The sequence below is a fragment of the Devosia sp. T2-14 genome (assembly GCF_055397495.1).
This window is the reverse complement of the sequence record NZ_AP027921.1, coordinates 1922119-1940907: the sequence shown is the minus strand read 5'-3', so window position 1 is coordinate 1940907 and position 18789 is coordinate 1922119. Positions and strand designations below refer to the sequence as shown.

The 18789-nt window shown below is 62.6% G+C and carries 18 protein-coding genes; 8 read left to right on the top strand and 10 right to left on the bottom strand.

Annotated features, from left to right (window positions below):
* Positions 1 to 66: 66 nt before the first annotated feature.
* Both ACZ5WT_RS09550 and ACZ5WT_RS09545 read right to left on the bottom strand, forming a co-directional pair.
* On the bottom strand, positions 67 to 837 hold the full coding sequence (locus tag ACZ5WT_RS09550; RefSeq protein ID WP_464283563.1) for an SDR family NAD(P)-dependent oxidoreductase: 771 nt from the start codon (positions 835 to 837) through the stop codon (positions 67 to 69).
* A gap of 113 nt (positions 838 to 950) precedes the next feature.
* Positions 951 to 2246, bottom strand: a complete 1296-nt coding sequence (locus tag ACZ5WT_RS09545) for a hypothetical protein (RefSeq protein WP_464283562.1) — start codon at positions 2244 to 2246, stop codon at positions 951 to 953.
* Between the two features lie 320 nt (positions 2247 to 2566).
* Here ACZ5WT_RS09545 and hemA point away from each other — a divergent pair, with 320 nt between their 5' ends.
* Both hemA and ACZ5WT_RS09535 read left to right on the top strand, forming a co-directional pair.
* Positions 2567 to 3847 (top strand): 5-aminolevulinate synthase, encoded by a 1281-nt coding sequence (hemA, locus tag ACZ5WT_RS09540; protein WP_464283561.1) that lies wholly within the window; start codon positions 2567 to 2569, stop codon positions 3845 to 3847.
* Positions 3848 to 3869: 22 nt separating this feature from the next.
* The gene (locus ACZ5WT_RS09535) at positions 3870 to 4304 is read left to right on the top strand and encodes a GNAT family N-acetyltransferase (RefSeq protein ID WP_464283560.1); all 435 of its coding nucleotides are present in this window, start codon (positions 3870 to 3872) and stop codon (positions 4302 to 4304) included.
* Between the two features lie 218 nt (positions 4305 to 4522).
* On the opposite strand, the gene ACZ5WT_RS09530 is transcribed toward ACZ5WT_RS09535, so the two are convergent.
* Positions 4523 to 5632 (bottom strand): hypothetical protein, encoded by a 1110-nt coding sequence (locus ACZ5WT_RS09530; RefSeq protein WP_464283559.1) that lies wholly within the window; start codon positions 5630 to 5632, stop codon positions 4523 to 4525.
* A gap of 431 nt (positions 5633 to 6063) precedes the next feature.
* On the opposite strand from ACZ5WT_RS09530, the gene ACZ5WT_RS09525 reads away from it, so the two are divergent.
* Positions 6064 to 6447, top strand: coding sequence for a hypothetical protein (locus tag ACZ5WT_RS09525; protein WP_464283558.1), 384 nt, complete (start codon positions 6064 to 6066; stop codon positions 6445 to 6447).
* 33 nt (positions 6448 to 6480) lie between these two features.
* On the opposite strand, the gene ACZ5WT_RS09520 is transcribed toward ACZ5WT_RS09525, so the two are convergent.
* Positions 6481 to 7683, bottom strand: a complete 1203-nt coding sequence (locus ACZ5WT_RS09520) for an MFS transporter (protein ID WP_464283557.1) — start codon at positions 7681 to 7683, stop codon at positions 6481 to 6483.
* Positions 7684 to 7840: 157 nt separating this feature from the next.
* Here ACZ5WT_RS09520 and ACZ5WT_RS09515 point away from each other — a divergent pair, with 157 nt between their 5' ends.
* Positions 7841 to 8761, top strand: coding sequence for a LysR family transcriptional regulator (locus ACZ5WT_RS09515; protein WP_464287128.1), 921 nt, complete (start codon positions 7841 to 7843; stop codon positions 8759 to 8761).
* Positions 8762 to 8779: 18 nt separating this feature from the next.
* Here ACZ5WT_RS09515 and ACZ5WT_RS09510 read toward each other — a convergent pair whose 3' ends face one another.
* Positions 8780 to 9385, bottom strand: coding sequence for a TetR/AcrR family transcriptional regulator (locus ACZ5WT_RS09510; protein WP_464287127.1), 606 nt, complete (start codon positions 9383 to 9385; stop codon positions 8780 to 8782).
* Between the two features lie 51 nt (positions 9386 to 9436).
* Between ACZ5WT_RS09510 and ACZ5WT_RS09505 the strand changes: the two genes are divergently transcribed.
* The gene (locus ACZ5WT_RS09505) at positions 9437 to 10144 is read left to right on the top strand and encodes a DUF4336 domain-containing protein (RefSeq protein WP_464287126.1); all 708 of its coding nucleotides are present in this window, start codon (positions 9437 to 9439) and stop codon (positions 10142 to 10144) included.
* Here ACZ5WT_RS09505 and ACZ5WT_RS09500 read toward each other — a convergent pair.
* Both ACZ5WT_RS09500 and mscL read right to left on the bottom strand, forming a co-directional pair.
* Positions 10141 to 10776 carry a response regulator transcription factor gene (locus ACZ5WT_RS09500; RefSeq protein WP_464287125.1) on the bottom strand — a complete coding sequence of 212 codons (636 nt, stop codon included), beginning with the start codon at positions 10774 to 10776 and terminating at the stop codon, positions 10141 to 10143. The two genes, ACZ5WT_RS09505 and ACZ5WT_RS09500, sit on opposite strands and share 4 nt — an antisense overlap.
* 263 nt (positions 10777 to 11039) lie before the next feature.
* Positions 11040 to 11474, bottom strand: a complete 435-nt coding sequence (gene mscL, locus ACZ5WT_RS09495; protein ID WP_464287124.1) for a large conductance mechanosensitive channel protein MscL — start codon at positions 11472 to 11474, stop codon at positions 11040 to 11042.
* 167 nt (positions 11475 to 11641) lie between these two features.
* Between mscL and ACZ5WT_RS09490 the strand changes: the two genes are divergently transcribed.
* Positions 11642 to 13264 carry an ATP-binding response regulator gene (locus ACZ5WT_RS09490; protein ID WP_464287123.1) on the top strand — a complete coding sequence of 541 codons (1623 nt, stop codon included), beginning with the start codon at positions 11642 to 11644 and terminating at the stop codon, positions 13262 to 13264.
* Positions 13265 to 13324: 60 nt separating this feature from the next.
* A complete protein-coding gene (locus ACZ5WT_RS09485; protein ID WP_464287122.1) occupies positions 13325 to 13672 on the top strand; it encodes a YciI family protein in 348 nt (115 codons plus the stop codon).
* Between the two features lie 16 nt (positions 13673 to 13688).
* Here ACZ5WT_RS09485 and ACZ5WT_RS09480 read toward each other — a convergent pair whose 3' ends face one another.
* The 3 genes from ACZ5WT_RS09480 to ACZ5WT_RS09470 form a co-directional block, all read right to left on the bottom strand.
* Complete coding sequence (locus tag ACZ5WT_RS09480; protein WP_464287121.1) at positions 13689 to 15041, bottom strand: MATE family efflux transporter; 1353 nt, start codon at positions 15039 to 15041, stop codon at positions 13689 to 13691.
* A 93-nt stretch (positions 15042 to 15134) separates the two neighbouring features.
* Entirely contained in the window at positions 15135 to 15803 is a 669-nt protein-coding gene (locus ACZ5WT_RS09475; protein ID WP_464287120.1) for a nucleoside/nucleotide kinase family protein, read from the bottom strand.
* Positions 15804 to 15805: 2 nt separating this feature from the next.
* Entirely contained in the window at positions 15806 to 16096 is a 291-nt protein-coding gene (locus tag ACZ5WT_RS09470; RefSeq protein WP_464287119.1) for a DUF6460 domain-containing protein, read from the bottom strand.
* A 133-nt stretch (positions 16097 to 16229) separates the two neighbouring features.
* On the opposite strand from ACZ5WT_RS09470, the gene ACZ5WT_RS09465 reads away from it, so the two are divergent.
* Positions 16230 to 18716: a ligase-associated DNA damage response DEXH box helicase gene (locus tag ACZ5WT_RS09465; RefSeq protein ID WP_464287118.1), complete on the top strand. Its 2487-nt coding sequence runs from the start codon at positions 16230 to 16232 to the stop codon at positions 18714 to 18716.
* Positions 18717 to 18789 lie beyond the last annotated feature (73 nt).

The following is an 18789-nucleotide window of genomic DNA, read 5'->3' as shown; positions in this document are numbered from 1 at the left end:
CCTCTCATTACGGCAGGAAGGTGGTGAAGCAAAGAGCCTGAACGGCAGATGAACCGCCGACTTTGCCTAAGTGTGCGCCCACCCGCCATCAACAAGAAACTGCTGACCCGAAATCATGGCACTGTCCTGCGCTGCAAGGAATAGTGCCATGCGGGCGCAATCATCGGGCATGACATGGCCGGGCACAGCCTGCGCGGCGCTGATTTCCTTGAGGCCCGCCTCATCGAGCCACAGATCAAGCTGGCGCTGAGTGATCACCGCGCCGGGCACCAGCGAGTTGACCCGCACGCCCGAGCGGCCCAATTCGCGCGCCATGGAGCGGGTCAGCCCATGAATGGCGGCCTTGGCGGTTTCGTAGAGCGGAATCTGGGGCGTCATGATCATCCAGCTGATCGAGCCGGTATTGATGATGGAGCCGCGCCCGGCCGCGATCATGCCCGGGGCGACCGCCTGAATGGCGAAGAAGGCGTGCTTGAGATTCACCGCCATGCGCTCATCCCAATAGGCCGGGGTGACCTTGCTCCAGTCGTGGCGCTCATCGTGGGCGGCATTATTGACCAGCACCAGCGCATCGCCATGGACCGTGGCAAAGCCGGCAATGGCGGCTTGATACGCCTCGGTATCGGTGATGTCGCAGCGGGTGAAGCGCACGGTGTGGCCGGCGGCGGTGAGTTCTGCGGCGAGGGCTTCCCCGGCTTCAGCGGCAATATCGACAAAGCCGACCTTGGCGCCCTGCGCAGCAAAATTGCGCACGAGGCTCTCCCCGATGCCTGAAGCCCCGCCGGAAATGACGACGGGGGTATTGGTCAGGCTGGGATAGCGGGCGAACTGGGTCATGGGGCCTCCGTGCCAAGGTGGTAGCGCGGGGAGGGAAACACGGCAAGGTGGCACGCCCTCGTGGTTCGAGGCTCGCGGAGGGCTCGCACCTCACCCTGAGATCTACTGGCAGGCTAGCGCGGGGCCACGTCGCGGCGTTCCATCTCTTCGAGCAGGGCGGTGACCTTGTCGACATTGGCCAGGTGCCGCTGTTCCATGGAGAAGTTGAGCGTCACATATTCCCGGCCGGGACAGAAGGTGACGATATTGGTGGCCGAATGCCAGGCGCCGCAATAGATCGGCTCGATCATGCCGTGGGTCATGGGGCCATAGGTGCGGTGCGGCGGCACCAGGGTCAGCACCACATGAATGCCGCCATTGAAGCGCCAGAAACGCCGCCCCGGCAGGAAGGGCAGCACCCGGTTGATGCTGCGCAGCGAACGGAACATGGCGTTCATCATCACCTGGAACCTGGTGATATCCTTCTGCTCGATGGCGGCCACGGTATCGTCGACGGCGCGCACATAGTCGACGAAATCCTCGATGACCGCGAACTTGGCTTCGAGCGCCCGGACGCGGAAGAAGTCGTCGTCGGCGTCGTTCCGCTTGGTGTCGAGCATGGTATAGGCCGCGCCGATCACCTTTTTGCTCATCGCCTTGTCCTCGCCCTCGCCATTGAGGGCATGGGTGACCAGCGCAAACATCAGCGAGCGCTGGCGGACGTCCAGCTTGTGGGCCAGCGCGCGCAGGCGCTGCCGCTTGAGCGCCAAAGTGCGGAAGCCCCAGGGTTTTTCCGCTGGGGCCAGGATATTGGCGATGGCGATATAGATGAGCGCGGTGGCGCCGCCCTGCAGCGCCCCCTTGAAGCGGGCCACCCAGCCGAGCTTGTTGGCCTTGTCGGACATGGTGCCATGGCCAGCCGATTGGGAACGGGTGAGCAGCGCCGAGTCTGACCCTTCGAGGAGGGCGTGGCTGGAGCGCACCTGAATCACCGAGGCGCGCCCTTCGGCATCGGGACCGCCCCGCCGCACTGCCGCCATGACGCGGAACAGCGGCAGGTCAGGCGTGGTAAAAATGTCGGTCGACTTGCCGATCCATGCGTCGGGAAAGTCATCGAGCTCATCGACGACCTCGACCGAAGTAATCGCGTCGAGGATATGCTTGGGAAAGGGGTGGCCTGGCCGGGCGCCAATGAAGCCATGGCTGAGCTGGGGCGCCAGCGCCACCATTTCGGCGACCAGGTTACCCAGGCCTTCGCGATCAAAGCTGAGGGTGGAGAAGGCGGTGAAAAACACCGTGTCCTGCCCCTGATAGAGGAACCACTGGAAATCGGTAAACAGCGCCTGCGGGTGGCGGCTGACCGCCACCTGCGCCAGATCGAGCGCCTCTGCATGCTGGCCGGCAAAACTGGAAGACGAAAAGCTCTTCATAGACCTGTTCCCCCAAACGACCCCTTCCCACTTGCCCGAAGCGTATTCCGCGGGAATTTCGTCAGCAACAATATGTCGCACCTCCAGTTAATACTTGCGTATGATTTTGAGCGCTGTGAACGGTTTGTTGCGGCAAAAGAGGTCGTTTCCGGCATTGGCAGCGGCGGCCGCAAACTTTAGAATGAGTCTGATGTTTGCCGCGCCGTCCCTTGCGCCAGAACGGGTTATGAGGGCCCGAACGCGTCGAATTGACCTATTTCCACAAGACCGGGGCGGGCCTAACTATCCCCCGCCAATGCACGGCACAGAAGGACATTTCGATGGACTATCGCGGCATATTCGAAGATGCAGTGGACTCGCTGCGGTCGGAAAAGCGTTATCGCGTGTTCGCCGATATCGAGCGCGTAGCCGGGAAGTTCCCGCGCGCGATTTATCGCGACGACGCCGACAACCAGCGCGAAATTACCATCTGGTGTTCCAACGACTATCTGGGCATGGGCCAGCACCCCAAGGTGATCGGCGCCATGCAGGATGCAGCCGGGCGCCTCGGCGTCGGCTCGGGCGGCACCCGCAACATTTCGGGCACCAACCGCCCCCTGGTCGAGCTTGAGCGTTCGCTCGCCGACCTGCACCGCAAGGAAGGCGCACTGGTCTTCACCTCGGGCTTTGTCTCCAACGAAGCCTCGATCGCCACCATTGCGCGCCTGCTGCCCGAATGCGTGATCTTCTCGGACCAGCTCAACCACGCCTCGATGATCCAGGGCGTGCGCCAGTCGGGCATGGAAAAGAAGATTTTCCGCCACAACGACGTGGCGCATCTGCGTGACCTGCTGGCTGCGACCGACAAGAAGCGCCCCAAGCTGATCGTGTTTGAATCGGTCTATTCGATGGATGGCGACATCGCCCCCATCAAGGAAATCTGCGACCTGGCCGAAGAATTCGGCGCGCTGACCTATATCGATGAAGTGCATGCCGTGGGCATGTATGGCCCGCGCGGCGGCGGCATTGCCGAGCGCGACGGGTTGATGGACCGCATCGACGTCATCGAGGGCACGCTGGCCAAGGGCTTTGGCACGATGGGCGGCTATATCGCCGCCAACCGGGCCATCATCGATGCCGTGCGCTCCTATGCGCCCGAATTCATCTTCACCACCTCGCTGCCCCCGGCGCTCTGCGCGGCGGCCCGTGCCTCGATCGAGCACCTCAAGGGCAATGGCCTTGAGCGCGAGCAGCACCAGCGCCAGGCGCGCCTGACCAAGGCAATCCTGGCCGATGCAGGCCTGCCGGTGATGGAAACCGAAACCCATATCGTGCCGCTGATCGTCGGCGATGCGCGGCTGGTGAAGGCCGCCAGCGACATGCTGATGGAAAAGCACGGCATCTATATCCAGCCCATCAACTACCCGACGGTTCCCAAGGGCACCGAGCGCCTGCGCATCACCCCGACCCCGCTGCACACTGACGAGATGATCTTCGAGCTGCGTCACGCGCTGGTCAGCGTGTGGGCGAGCCTGGAAATCCCGCGCGCTTCGGCCGACGCTGCCCTCACCGCCAGCAAACTAACCTCCGGCGATTTGACGCTGCCGACCAACGGGGGCTAATTCTCGGGCAGGAGGGACCGCAATGTCCGGACTGCCTGCGAAGCTTGCCCGCGCCAGCCCAGACGATGCAGACGCGATCCGCGACCTCGTTCGCGCCGCCTATGCCAAATGGGTCCCTGTCATCGGGCGTGAGCCGCGCCCGATGATCGCCGACTATGCCGAAAAGCTCGGGACATTCCGCTTCGACCTGGTGCGTTTGGGCGGAGCGCTCGTCGGCCTGATCGAAACCCAATCTCGAAACGATCACTACTGGATCGAGAACGTCGCCGTGCACCCCGGCCGGCAAGGCGAAGGACACGGCATCCGGCTGATGGCTCATGCCGAAGCGCTGGCCGCTGCGGCCCCGGGCAAAGCGAAGTCCGCCTCCTCACCAACGCTGCCTTCACGACCAATATCGCCCTCTACGAACGCCTCGGCTACCGCACCACCCACACCGAGCCCTTCGGCAATGGGATGACGGTGTACATGAGCAAGGCGCTCTGACGGTCGAGAGGGGGCCGAAGGGCGCTTCAAGATTGGACCTGACCTGTCAATGTCGGCGGACGCGCCTCAAGCAGGCCTCGTGGTTCGAGGCCGGACCCTCACCGTGAGGCTACCGCTCGCTTCGGAAACATGACGGTGAGCCACAGAACGTCCATGGCGGCCGCCTTGCGGAGGTCTATCCGTCAGTCCGGCTCAAAGCCGTCCGTAAAGTTCCTCGGGGGCATCGATTGGCCGCAGCCATTTGAGTGACTGAATCGTCCAGGCGGGGTCGTCGGCCTGCAACATGGCTAGCAGACCATGCAGGTGGTCGGCACCGTACGTAATGTAGATTTTCTGGTGACTGTCGCGCTCGATGCGGTCTGCCAGAGACCGGTTTCGGAAATCCACGACGACCTTGTCCATTTCTTCCGGCGCTGACTTCTTGCTGAATGCCATGGACAGGTAGCCGCGGCACACTGTCCCCGCAAGCCTGCGCAAGTCGGGAGAAGCCTGCTGCAGCCAACTTACGATGCCCGCTACACTGTCGGTCATTGAGGCAGACGCAGCACCGTCTGTAGTATCGGCGGTCTGCGAAGCGGCAAAGACCGGGTCCGCCTGCATCAGGCGGTCGTATTCGTGCATCATGTCGGCCGTGCTTACGTCCGCCTGCACATGGCGGTCAGGGTGCTCAGCCATGTCGGACTGCAACAAGCCGAAGTAATTGAGCTGGAAGTTGAGGCCGCAAATGTCGCTCAGCAGCTGGTAGTTGGTGTTCAGATCGCCCCCGCCAGCCAGGTGCTTGCTGAACCACGCCTCGCCATCCGGCGAACTCTGGACGCCTTCGTAATAGAGCACATAGCCCTCGGACAACGCCTTCTCCAGATCGTAGACGACGCCCTTGTAAAAACTTTCGGACCCGACATGCGCCATGCCCTGGAAGACCACGGTCTTGCTGCCGTTCGACAGGGTTGCCTGCGGCACCGTCATCGGCTCGAGGTCGGTGTAGAGCGCGAAATAGTAGATTGGCGCGGCCAGAATTATGGAAAGCGTGAACAGCAGCGCGAAGAATGCCTTGGCGACGCTTGAGAAAAACGACTGGATCCGCTGGCCCGCGAACAGCTTTCGCACCAGCCAGGCGCCGGGCAATGCCAGGATGAGGGCCAGAACGGATAAGCCAAGCACGACGAGCCAGGACACATCGATCAGCACCGGCAGGGCCAGTAGGAACCCCGCGGCCAGCACGAACCAAATGATGGCAGAGAGCCGCAGCTTGAAACGCTCGCCCCAATTGCGCGACGAAGAGTTGGCCAGTCCATCGGTCATGCTTGCCCCCATCAACTCACTACACGGCATGATGAATACGGCCGCGCTCGCTGTTTCAAAGAGTTATCTGCGCCATGGTTTTTCGTCTAGTTCACCGACAGCAAGTTTCCATCCAGCTGCAAAAATAACAGCAAGAGAGGGAATACGGCGCGGTCAACGTTCGCCGATACCTTCGATAACGATGCGGATGAGGCGTCTGATTTCGTCCTTGGCGAAGGGGCGCCCGGCGAGGACTGAGAGCATGGCTTGCCCGTAGACTCCCAAGAGAACGAGGGCCATGAAATTGGGGTCATCGTCCCTGCGGATGGCCCCCTGCCCCTGGCCGAGGCGCTGGAGGGATGGTGAGCGGAATGTCGGCTTTCGATAGCATTGCATTCCAGACATCCATTGGCCAAAATGCACTCTATGGAAGCCTTCATCGCACTTGCTAGATGACAACCTTCGCTACTGAGCGAAGCCCTGATGGGAGGCTGACGCTGATCGCAGATGAGTGTGTCAATCCAGATGGCACCTTGGGTGTCGCAATCGGCTTTAATGATGCACCTTGGCATATCCACCCGCCCGAACACATTGATGGAACTGCGCTTGCCCAGAAATGGGCACGGGACTTAGTCGCGGATGTCATCAACGATCGTATGCTTATAGTGACTTCCCGCAACGAAGAGTTTGAGGAAGTCAGGTTAGCCGGTTCTTTAGAATTCGAAGTCGATTTCAAAGACCGTAATGAATCTTTGGAATTCAGGTTCTGGAGCGGTCAAGTCGTAAGTCTCGAAGACCTTATCGATGAGAAAGTGAGCTACCTGCCGTTGTCGTGAAGCTGCTGTACGCTTTCAGAGCGGTTTGTGTGGTCAGACAGATGGGATCGCCCGATCCGTGACCTGGCGCATGCGCCAGATCAGCGGCACGAGGATGATGGCCACGGCCGGCAGGACGAACCAGTTCAAGGTCGACCAGCCCGACGAGGTCAGCAGAGCGCCGGATGAGAACGAGGCGATGGCCACAGTGCCGAAGACGATGAAATCGTTCGCGCCTTGCACCTTGGTGCGCTCGGCCGGCGTGTGACAATCGGTGACCATGCTGGTGGCGCCCAGGAAGCCAAAGTTCCAGCCCAGACCGAGCAGGATCAGCGACACCCAGAAATGGCCGACATCGACACCCAGCAGAGCAACGATCGCCGAGCCGGCGATAATGGCGAGGCCGATGGCGGTGATCTTCTCCTTGCCGAATTTGGCCATCAGAGGGCCGGTGAAAAAGCTCGGACCGAACATGGCCAGCACATGCCACTGAATGCCGAGGGCCGCATGATCGATGGAATGCCCCATGCCCACCATGGCCACCGGGGCCGCGGTCATGATGAAGGTCATCAAGCCATACGAAACGACACCTGCGGCGACGGCAAGCAGATAGCGTGGGGTTTTGAGAATTTCGGAGAGCGGCCGCCCTTGATCCTGGTTGTCGACAGCGCTGATCGACGTGTCGCGCTTTCTGAGCAGCAACAGAACCGGGATGGCAAACAGTGCCAGGGCTGCCTGGCTGATGAAGCTGCCGGCGAATGGCAGCGACGGGATGCTCTCACGCGTCCAGATGACCAATTGCGGACCGATAATCGCTGCAGCCAGGCCTCCGACCATGACCGCCGAGATGGCGATATTCTTGAGCGGTCCAGTAATGCCATCCGCCGCTGCGAAGCGGTAGCTTTGAACATATGAAGCGTAGAAGCCGGCCAGGAAGGTGCCTAGGCAAAACACCAGGAAGGAGGCCCAGACGATACCGATTGTGGCGATCAAGCCGCCAACTGCACCGACGCTGGCGCCGATCAAATATCCGCTCCGCCGCCCAAAGCGCTTCATTATGAACGCCGCCGGCAGCGTCCCAAGAGCAAGACCGAGATTGTACAGACTCACCGGCAGGGTGACCAAAGCCGGATCGCTCGACAGGCGCTGGCCGACGAGGCCACCGAGCGAAATGATGATAGGCCCGTTTGAACCACCAAATGTCTGAGCCAGCGCCAGAACGGCGATATTGCGGCGCTGCGCCTTGTCTTCACTCATAGTGGTATCCGGGACTTTCCACGCATCGCAGCGCGGGTGACTTCGAGACATGTCCGCGTGAGGCACCCGTAGTGCCGGCAGACTCTTGACGCGGACGCTACCCGAAAAGCATCATGACCGAAAATGATCTTACTTCATCTAACCATGCATTCTGCTCATGATAGACCGCCAGCATCTTTCGATTATCCGTGAGCTTAGCCGCACGGGTAGCATCACGGCGGCAGCTGAAAAGCTCAATGTCAGTCAATCGGCCCTCAGCCACGCCATTGCCAAGCTTGAAGCCCGGCATGGTGCCAAGATTTGGGACAGACAAGGCCGACATCTTCGGCTGACAAGGGCCGGTGAACATCTTCTGGAACTCGCCGAGCGCTTTCTACACGAGCTTGAGCATGCTGAAGCCATGCTGTCGGAACTGGCCCGGGGTCGACGGGGTATCCTGAGGATCGGCGGCGAATGTCATCCTTGCGAGCGCTGGTTGATGGCTGTGACCGGCCCGTATCTAACCAGATGGCCTGATGTCGACATTGATGTGCGCACGACCTTCCGGTTCGACGGCGTCGACGCACTTCGCGCTCATGAGATCGATCTGCTGGCCACGCCGGATCCGATCCATGCTCCAGATTTGCGGTTTGTGCCGACGTTTGACTACGAACTGCGCTTAATCGTCCCCGAGGCCCACCCGCTGGCACAGCGGGATCATGTTGTAGCTGAAGATTTCGTTGCCGAGACGTTGTTCACTTTGCCTGTGGGAGTCGAACGCCTGGACATTTATTCACGTGTGTTGGTTCCGGCAGATTGCCGCCCCTCTCGCCGTGTCGAAATCGGCACGCCTGAACTCATGCTGCAACTGGTATCGGCCAACCGAGGCATAACGGTGATGCCGGATTGGCTTGTCGCCGAAAGCGGGAGTGGCCTTCCTGTGCGATCCATCAGAATTGGCGAGAAAGGACTGCAGAAGTCTATCAATCTTGGTTTCCGGGAGAAGGACAACCAAACTGACTTCATCGTGGCCTTTGTTGAGATGGCCAAGCGGACGCCTGCTCCGATCTCGTTATCCAACTTCATGAGACCGGTTTGAGGGCGTCCAGGGACGAAGTCATGGCTTCTGCCTCGGCGGCCCTTTGTCAAAGGCGCGTTCGCCGATACCTTCGATAACGATGCGGATGAGGCGTCTGATTTCGTCCTTGGCGAAGGGGCGCCCGGCGAGGACTGAGAGCATGGCTTGCCCGTAGACTCCCAGGAGAACGAGGGCCATGAAATTGGGGTCATCGTCCCTGCGGATGGCCCCCTGCCCCTGGCCGAGCACCAGAATATCCCTGACAAGGCCCTGGAAGGATGGCCGATCGGGTGGTGGCTCGAGGGACGGTCTTTCGGAGGGTGCGAGAGCCAGCTTTGCCAGCGCGGGATTGGCCAGACACCACGACGCGCTATCAAGCAGGACCGCTTCGAGCAAAACCGGGACGTCTTCGCCCGCCGCCATGCGCTCGCGGTAGAGCCCGTCGTTCGCCTCAACGCGGGCGATGAGTTGCAGGCCGATGTCCTCTTTCGAGGCGAACAGGTTGTAGACCGTCTTGCGGGTCAGGCCAGCGCGGGTTGCGATTTCCCCGACAGAGGTCGCCGCAAAGCCCAGTTCCCGAAACGCTGCGTTGGCGGCATCAAGGATGAGGAGGCGGGATCGCTCAGTTCGCTTCGGGATTGCCATAATTACACAGTCGTATAAATTTATACTCTTGTAAACACATGGGAGGCCGTCGTGTTGCGGGAGTTTGGTCCGAATATCTGGATCGCGGAGGGGCCGGCGGTCACGGCGGCGGCCGGATTTCACTATCCCACGCGGATGGCCATCATGCGGTTGAGCAATGGCGAGCTGGTGCTTTGGTCACCAACCGCTCTGTCAGACGAGCTTCGCGCCGCAATCGAGGCATTGGGGACGGTGCGGTTTCTGGTCCCGCCCAATTCGCTTCACCACACGTCCCTGGGCGACTGGCAACGCGCCTATCCCGACGCCACGGTCTATGCGCCGCCGGGCCTGCGCGAGCGGCGCGGGGATATCAGGTTCGACGCTGACTTTGGTGATGAGCCGATTGCGGCCTGGGCCGGGCAGATCGACCACGCAATCATGCGGGGCAACCGGATCACAACGGAGGTTGTGTTCTTTCACCGCGAGAGCCGAACCGCTGTTTTCACCGATCTGATCCAGCAGTTTCCACGCGGATGGTTCAGCGGCTGGCGGGCGCTCGTGGCGCGGCTGGACCTGATGGCGGCGGAGGAACCGGCGGTGCCACGCAAATTCCGGATCGCCTTCGCGGACCGCCGCGCCGCGCGCCAATCCCTCCAGCACATTCTGGCGTGGCCCACCGATAAGGTGATCATGGCCCATGGCCCGCTGATCACCCATGACGGCCAGGCGTTTCTGCGCCGGGCGTTTCGCTGGCTGCTGGGCCGCCAGGGGGCGGCCTAGCTGGTCAGGACGATGCGCATCAGGTCAGCGGTGTTGCGCGCGCCGAGTTTTTCCATGACGCGGGCGCGATGGACTTCGATGGTGCGGGGGGAAATGCCCAGTTCGCGGCCGGCTTCCTTGTTGGATTGGCCATTGGTGATGAGCTGGAGCACTTCGCGTTCGCGCGGGGTGAGCTGGGAGAAGCCGCGCACTTCCACCGGGCGGCGGCCGCCCTGCATGGCGCCCAGGTGAACGTCGCGGCGCAGGGCGTCGCGGATGACGGTCAGCAGATGTTCGGTATCGACGGGTTTTGAGACCACATCGGACGCGCCCAGCTTCATGGCGGTGACGGCCGCATCGAGTTGGGGTACATCCGCAAGCATGAATACGGGCGTACCGGTGCGCATGGCCTTGACGCGGCGCAGCAGGCTGAGCCCGCTTTCTTCGCCCATGCGCAGGTTCAGCACCACGATATCCGGGCGGCGGCGCTCAAGGCTGACAATGAAATGGGAGGCTTCCAGCGAAAATGTGGTCTGGAACCCCTCCAGCCGGAACAGGACGCTCAACGCCTCGCAGGTCGTCGGGTCGGGATCGACGATGTGGATCAGGCGGTCGCGGTTCAGAAAGGCGTGGTAGTAGATGTCTTCGCTCATTTTGCCTTTGCCCCCTGGCAAGTTTCGCAATGCGTTCAATCCACCCGGCTTTGCTCCGAATTCATGGTGCCATCACCTCCACTGCCGGATCGGTGAGTCGCCACTGTAGTTTGCGCTAAGTGTTCGCGCTGTCATGCTTACTAGTCCGTAGGAGTCACTACCTACATTGCTAGGTATATATTCTTATTATCATCACGTCAACGGACATTTCTCCTAGCATCCGAACAGCAAAAAGGCCGGTGTCGCCACCGGCCTTTTTGCGATTAGCGCGGATTGGCGCGCAATGCGTCGCGGATTTCGGTGAGCAGGACTTCTTCCTTGCTCGGCGCTGGGGTGCTTTCCACCGGCTCGGCAGCAGCCTGACGCTTCATGCGGTTGATGCCCTTGACCACCATGAACAGCACAAAGGCGATGATGGTGAACTTCACCACGGCATTGATGAACAGGCCGATATTGAGCGTGGCAACACCGGCAGCCTGCGCGGCGGCCAGCGATGGCACCGGCACGTTGTTGGGGTTGGACAGCACGACGAACAGATTTGAAAAGTCGATGCCACCGATGATCAGGCCGATAAGCGGCATGAAAATGTCATCGACGATCGAGGAAACGATGGCGCCGAATGCCGCGCCAATGATCACGCCGATGGCGAGATCGATCATATTGCCCTTGATCGCGAAGTCCCGGAATTCCTTGAACATCGAACACCCTTTTTGTTGATTTGCGTCCCACAAGCGGCCGCCCCCGCGACCCGCGGGCAATAAGGATTCATTAACCCGTCGACAAAAGCAATGGGTCGAGAGTTTGTCTTGCGCAGCTTTGTTGCGGGGACGATAGTCCGCACGCCCCCAAAACCCACAGGACCCCCATGGCTCCCCACAAAAGCGAGGCCGTCGACAGCCTGCTGCAGGCCATGAACCACATCCCCCTCGGGATCGCGGTGTTTGATGCCGGCCTGCGCCTGATCACGGCCAATGGCCGCTACAGCACCATGCTGGTGCTGCCACCGGACCTGACCAAGCCGGGGACGCCGCTGTTCGATATCGCGCTGTTTCTGGCGGATCGGGGTGACTTCGGGCCCGGCGACGCCGCACGGCTGGCCATCGAGCGCATCAATGTGCTGACCGCTTCGCCCACCACGGTGACGCAGCGGCTGGGCTATCTGGGTCAATCGTTGGAGTTTCATTCGAGCCGCCTGCCCGATGGCGGGCTGACCATCAGCTTCTCCGACGTGACCGCGCGGGTGCGGGCCGAGCGCGAACTGGCGCGGGTCAACCAATCGCTGGAAGAGCGGGTGGAGGAACGCACGGCGGCGCTGACCCATGTCAATGCCGAACTCGAAAGCGCGCGCGCCAAGGCCGACGCCGCCAACCACGACAAGACGCGGTTTCTAGCAGCGGCCAGCCACGACCTGCTGCAGCCGCTCAATGCGGCGCGGCTCTATACCTCGACGCTGATCGAGCGCTCCAAATCGACGGGGCTGGCCGACCTCGCCAATTCCATCGAGGCCTCGCTGACCGCCGTGGAAGACATCATGAGCGCCCTGCTCGATATCTCTCGTATCGATAGCGGCGCCGTGCGACCGACCCCGACGGTTGTGGCGGGGCGAGATATTCTCAAGAAGATCGAGGTGGAGTTCGGCCCGATGGCGCGCGAACGCAATATCGCGTTGCGCATCGTGACCACCGAGGCCTCTGTGATGGTGGACCGGGCGCTGGTTGGCCGCATTGTGCAGAACCTCGTCTCGAACGCCATCAAGTATACGCCGCCCGGGGGCAAGGTTTTGGTGGGATTCCGCCGCCGCGGCAGCCGAATGCGGCTGGACGTGATCGACACCGGCATCGGCTTCAACCGGGATCAGCACAAGCTGGTCTTTGCCGAGTTCTCGCGGCTCGAACGCGGTGCGCGCATGGCGCAGGGGCTGGGGCTGGGCCTATCCATCGTGCAGCGTCTTGTCACCGCGCTGGGGCTGACGCAGGAGCTGGACAGCAATGAAGGGCGCGGCTCGCGCTTCTCTATTTTCCTGCCCGCCACCCGAACGGTTCGTGTGGCGCCGGAAGCGGCCATGCCACCCACCGAGGTCGGTTTCGGCACTCAGGGGGTCAAGATCCTCTGCGTCGACAATGAGCGCGCCATCATCGAGGCGATGGAGGGGCTATTGCGGCACTGGGGCTGCGACGTGCGCAGCGCGCTCTCGCTCAAGCAGATCGACCGTGAGCACCTGCTGGAGGGCTGGTATCCCGATATGGTGCTGATGGACTATCACCTCGACCAGACTTCGGGCCTCGATGCGATCGAATGGCTCCGGCACAATCTGGGCGGGCATCTGCCGGCGGCACTGGTAACGGCCGATCGCAGCCCGGCGGTGCGCACCCTGGCCGAGGAGCGCGGTATTGCCGTGGTCACCAAGCCGGTCAAGCCGGCGGCGCTGCGCGCAGCGATCAGCGGGCTCGCCAATCAGAGCCGGAGCCCGACCAAACGCGTGGGATAGGTTGGGTGTCGGTTCTCCTGCGCCCTATACGTCTAAGCAGTAGGATCACCGGAGGATGCCATGCGCTATCTGTGCCTTGTTTGTTTCGACACCAGCCTGATCGACAAGATGCCGCCCGAGGAATGGGCGCAGATCACCCGCGATTCAGCCGAATATGATCGCGAGCTGATGCGGCTTGGCCATTTCGTTGCCGCCGAGGCGCTGCATGGGACAGAAGCGGCCACCACCGTGCGCATGCGCAATGGCGAGATGAGCGCCACGCCCGGCCCGTTTGCCGAGCTGAAGGAGCAGGTCTCGGGCTTCATCCTGATCGAGGCCGCCGATCACGACGAGGCCCTGCGGATCGGCGCCAATATTCCCCTGGCGCGTATCGGCAGTGTCGAAGTGCGGCCGGTCATGGTGTTCTGACCGGCCGGGAGAAGCGTCAAGCAGCGGCCGTGAACAGCCCCGCCTTGCGGCGTTCCAGCGCCCACCAATAGATGGCGCCGCGGGCGACGAACCAGCAGTGCAGCGCCGCCCAGAGGCCCCAATTGCCGATCAGCGGCTCCAGCGCCAGCGCGGCGACGAGGAACACGACGAGCGAAATCACCATGCCGTTGCGCATCACGGTGTTGAGCGTGGTGCCGACCAGAATGCCGTCATAGAGGAAGGCGGGCATGAAGGTGACGGTGCAGAGCGCCGCAATAGGCAGATAGGTCAGCGCATAGGCCTGCACCTCGGCATTGGTGGTCATGAGGCCAATGATCCAGGGGCCGCTGAGATACCAGCCGAGGCCGAGGGTCAGCGTGAGGATCAGGCCCCACAGCATGCTGAGGCCATAAGCCTGATCGAATGCCGGCCGCCAATTGGCGCCGACGGCCTTGCCGGTCAGCTGTTCGGCGGCCTGCGCGATGCCATCAAGGAAATAGGCAATGACCATCAGGAGGTTGAGCAGCACGGCATTGGCCGAAAGCGCGACTTCACCCATGCGCGAGCCCTGCGCGGCGAACCAGGCATAGGCGCCCATGAGGGCCGCGGAGCGGATCATCAGGTCACGGCTCAAGCCAAACATGCGCTTGAGCGCCACTGTATCGGCAAGTTCGCCGGGCGCGATCTTGTCCAGCACGGAGCGCAGGCCGCCATAGTGGCGCAGCAGCAGATAGAGCCCGACGCCGCAGGCCACGACCTGCCCCAGCACGGTGCCAGCCGCAGCGCCCGCGACGCCCCAGCCGAGCAGATAAACAAAGGCGATGCTCGTGACGATATTGATCCCGTGCAGCAGCAATTGCAGCAGCATGCCGGTCTTGGCCGAGGCCCGGCCATAGAACCAGCCGAGCAGCGCGTAATTGACCAGCGAGAACGGCGCGGAGACGATGCGTACGTGGAAATAATCGGCCAACGCGGCCGATGCACCGGCTTCGGGCGCCAGAAGCGAGGTTGCGAGCAGGAGAATGGGCGCGGCAAAGGCGATCATCAGCACGCCGATGCCGACACCGAGCAGGATGGCGCGAACCACATGCAGCAGCCCGTCGCGCGGGTCGCGAGCGCCCACCGCCTGCGCGGTCAGCCCGGCCGTGCCGATGCGCAGGAAATAGGCCAGCGAAAAGATGATGTCGAACAGCAGCGCGCCAAGCACCAGGCCGCCGAGCAGGCCCGCATCACCGAGCCGGCCGATCACCGCGATATCAACGATGCCCACCAGGGGCTCGGTGATGAAGGCGACGGAGGCAGGCAGGGCAATCTTCCACACATCGGCGTGACGCACGTCGAAGGGGTGTTGCGGGCGGGGCTGGGACATTGGGGCGACTCTTATGCAGACCCCGGCGTCCTAGCACATGGCGCGCATGGCCTGCCACGGCGTCATTCCCGCGCAGGGCTGTCGGCCACCGCGCTACCGCGCCACGTCCATAGTGATCACCACGTCGGCGCGGTCCTGGGAGAGGCACACGAGGTCGTAATTGGGCAGGTCGTTGCGCTCGATATGGGCGCGGTTGCGCTCCTCGGAGAAGAGGCCCTCTTCGCCATGGCGCTTGAGCAGCCTTGCCTTCACCAGATCGCGGGAGACATCGACGAATATCGCATAGTCGAGCAGCGGCTTGACACCGGCCCAGGGCGGATCGGTCAGCAGCAGGTAATTGCCTTCGACGATCAGGATCCGCACCTCGGGCGCGACGGTGAAGGCATCATCGACCACATCCTCGATCTTGCGGGAATAGCCGGGGCCGCTGACGGCCTCGCGCGCGGTCTTGAGGTGGTGAAGGAAATTGACGAAGGCAGCACCTTCAAAGGTGTGCGGCGCGCCCTTGTAATCGGCCTGCCCCATGGCCTCGAGCTTGGCGTGGCGCATATGAAAGCCGTCCATGGGCACGAGCGCCGCGCTGCCGGGGTGAACGGCATCGAGCATGACGACCAGTTCGGCGGCGAGGGTCGACTTGCCGGCGCCGGGGCCACCGGCGAGGCCAATCGCGATGCGGCCAGTGCTCTGGCTCGACAGATCAAGAATGTGGGGCACGAGCCGCGCCAAGGCTTCCTGCGGCGTGAGGCGCAGGCGCTCGACCACGATCAGCGCGCCTTGGACAGGCGGATGATCAACCAGATCGGCACCACCAGCGCCGCGCCGGTGACGATATAGCCGCCGATGCCGCGGAACATGCCGAAACCGTCGCGCAGCGCTTCGCGGAACAGTTCGATGGCGCCGCGCACCACGCCCTGCACGTTGACGCCGAACACGCTCATGGCAAAGCCCACCACCAGCGAGATCAGCGCCAGCTTGAGCATGACATTGATCGGGTGGCCGCCAAGGAAGCGCTGCAACGCCGATGGGCGCGTCTCGGACGGATATTGATCGGTCATTGGCAAAACTCCGGCGCCCTGTTGTGGTGCTGGTGGATAATATAGGGTCATTTGTGTTTTTCAGAAGGTGTCACTTGCGCGCTTTTTCCCTCGTGGATGACCCTGGCCTACCTCTCCCTGAGTGGGAGGCTCCATGACCGCCCTGCCCCCGATCATCGCCGAGTGGTTTGCCCGCAAGGGCTGGGCGCCGCGCCAGCATCAGCTTGACGTGCTCGAAAGCTGGCAGGCAGGGGCGTCGGCGCTGCTGATTGCGCCGACCGGCGCTGGCAAGACGCTGGCCGGCTTCCTGCCGACGCTGGTGGATCTGGCCGATGGCGGGTTCGAGGGGTTGCACACGCTCTACATTTCCCCGCTCAAGGCGCTGGCAGTCGACGTGCAGCGCAATCTCAACGCGCCTATCCTCGAGATGGGTCTCAAGATCACAGCCGAGACGCGCACGGGGGACACGCCCGCCAGCAAGCGCGCCCGGCAGCGCAGCAAGCCGCCGCATATCCTGCTGACGACGCCCGAGCAGCTGTGCCTGCTGATCAGCCATCCCCATGCCGACCTGTTCTTTGGGTCGCTGCGCCGCATCGTGCTCGACGAATTGCACGCGCTGGTGACATCCAAGCGCGGGGAATTGCTGTCGCTGGCGCTGGCGCGGATCGCCAAGCTGGCGCCAAACCTGGCCATCACCGCGCTCAGCGCCACGGTGGCAAAACCACATCTGCTGCGCGACTGGATCGCCCAGCCCTTACCCCAGCGGGAAACGCGTCTGCTGGCCACCTCGGGCGGCGCGCCTCCGGTGCTGGAAATCCTCAAGACCGAGCAGCGGCTCCCCTGGGCCGGGCACTCCGCCAACTATGCGCATGGCGATCTCTACGAGGTCATCAAGCAGCACAAGACGACGCTGCTCTTCGTCAACACGCGCTCGCAGGCCGAACTGCTGTTCCAGGGGCTATGGGCGATAAACGAGGATCTGCTGCCGATCGCGCTGCATCATGGCTCGCTGTCGGTCGAGCAGCGGCGCAAGGTCGAGAGCGCCATGGTATCGGGCGCGTTGAAGGCCGTGGTCTGCACCTCGACGCTCGACCTGGGCATTGACTGGGGCGATGTGGACCTCGTGGTGCAGGTGGGCGCGCCAAAGGGCAGTTCGCGCATGCTGCAGCGCATCGGTCGCGCCAATCACCGGCTCGATGAGCCTTCCAAGGCGGTGCTGGTACCCTCCAACCGCTTCGAAGTGCTGGAATGCGAGGCGGCGGTGGAAGCCGTGGCGGAGAACCATCAGGATAGCGAAGACCCGGTTTCAGGCGGTTATGACGTGCTGGCCCAGCACATTCTGGGCATGGCCTGCGCCGCGCCGTTTGCCGCCGGTGCGCTCTATGATGAAATCCGCATGGCGTGGCCCTATCGCGACCTGCCGCGTGGACAGTTCGACCGGGTGCTCGATTTCGTCGCTACCGGTGGCTATGCGCTGCGCGCCTATGAGCGCTATGCGCGGCTCAAGCTGACTCCGGACGGGCTGTGGCGGGTGGCCAATGCCCAGGTTGTGCAGCAATACCGGCTCAATATCGGCACCATTATCGAGGAGCCGATGGTGCGCGTGCGGCTGGTACGCAGCCGGGCGCTGAAGACGGGGCAATCGCAAAGTCCGATCGGCGCGGGCGGGCGTGTGCTGGGAGAAATGGAGGAGTATTTCTTCGGCACACTGCTGGTGGGCGACACTTTCATGTTCGGCGGCGAGATCGTGGCCTTTGAGGGCATGCGCGACAACGAGGCCTATGTATCGAGGGCGCAGGCGAGCAATCCCAAGATTCCCAGCTATATGGGCGGCAAGTTTCCGCTCTCGACCTATCTGGCCGAGCGCGTGCGCGCCATGCTCGACAGTCCCAAAAGCTGGCAGGCCTTGCCCCCGCAGGTCAGCGGCTGGCTGGCGCTGCAGCAGCGCGTGTCGGTGCTGCCAAAGCGCGACAGCCTGCTGGTCGAGACCTTCCCGCGGGGCTCGCAGAATTTCATGGTCTGCTATCCGTTCGAGGGGCGGCTGGCACACCAGACGCTGGGCATGCTGTTGACGCGCCGGCTGGAACGCGCCCGGGCCCGGCCGCTGGGCTTCGTAGCCTCGGAATACGCGCTGGCCATTTGGGGGCTCGGCGATCTCTCGGCACTGATCAAATCGGCGCGGCTGTCGCTGGATGACCTCTTTTCCGAGGACATGCTGGGCGATGACCTGGAAGCCTGGCTCGATGAATCGGCGCTGATGAAGCGGACCTTCCGCAACTGCGCCATCATTTCGGGGCTGATCGAGCGGCGGCATCCCGGCAAGGAAAAGAGCGGCCGCCAGATCACCATGAGCTCAGACCTGATCTATGACGTGCTGTATCAGCACGAGCCCGACCACATCCTGATCCAGGCCACCCGTCGCGACGCGGCGCGGGGACTGCTCGACATTGAGCGGCTCGGCGACATGCTGGCCCGCATCCGCAGCCACATCGTCCACCGGCCGCTGGCGCAGATTTCGCCGCTTGCCGTGCCGGTCATGCTCGATATCGGCAAGGAGCCGATCTTTGGGGAAGGTCGGGAATCCGCGATGGCCGATGCAGCCGACGAACTGATGAAGGAGGCGCTGGGCGAAGGGCGGTGACCGCGCTAGAAGCGCCCCCTTAGCGAATCTGCTAAGATCGGACTCGCGTCATCCGCGAAAGACCCTGGGCCAT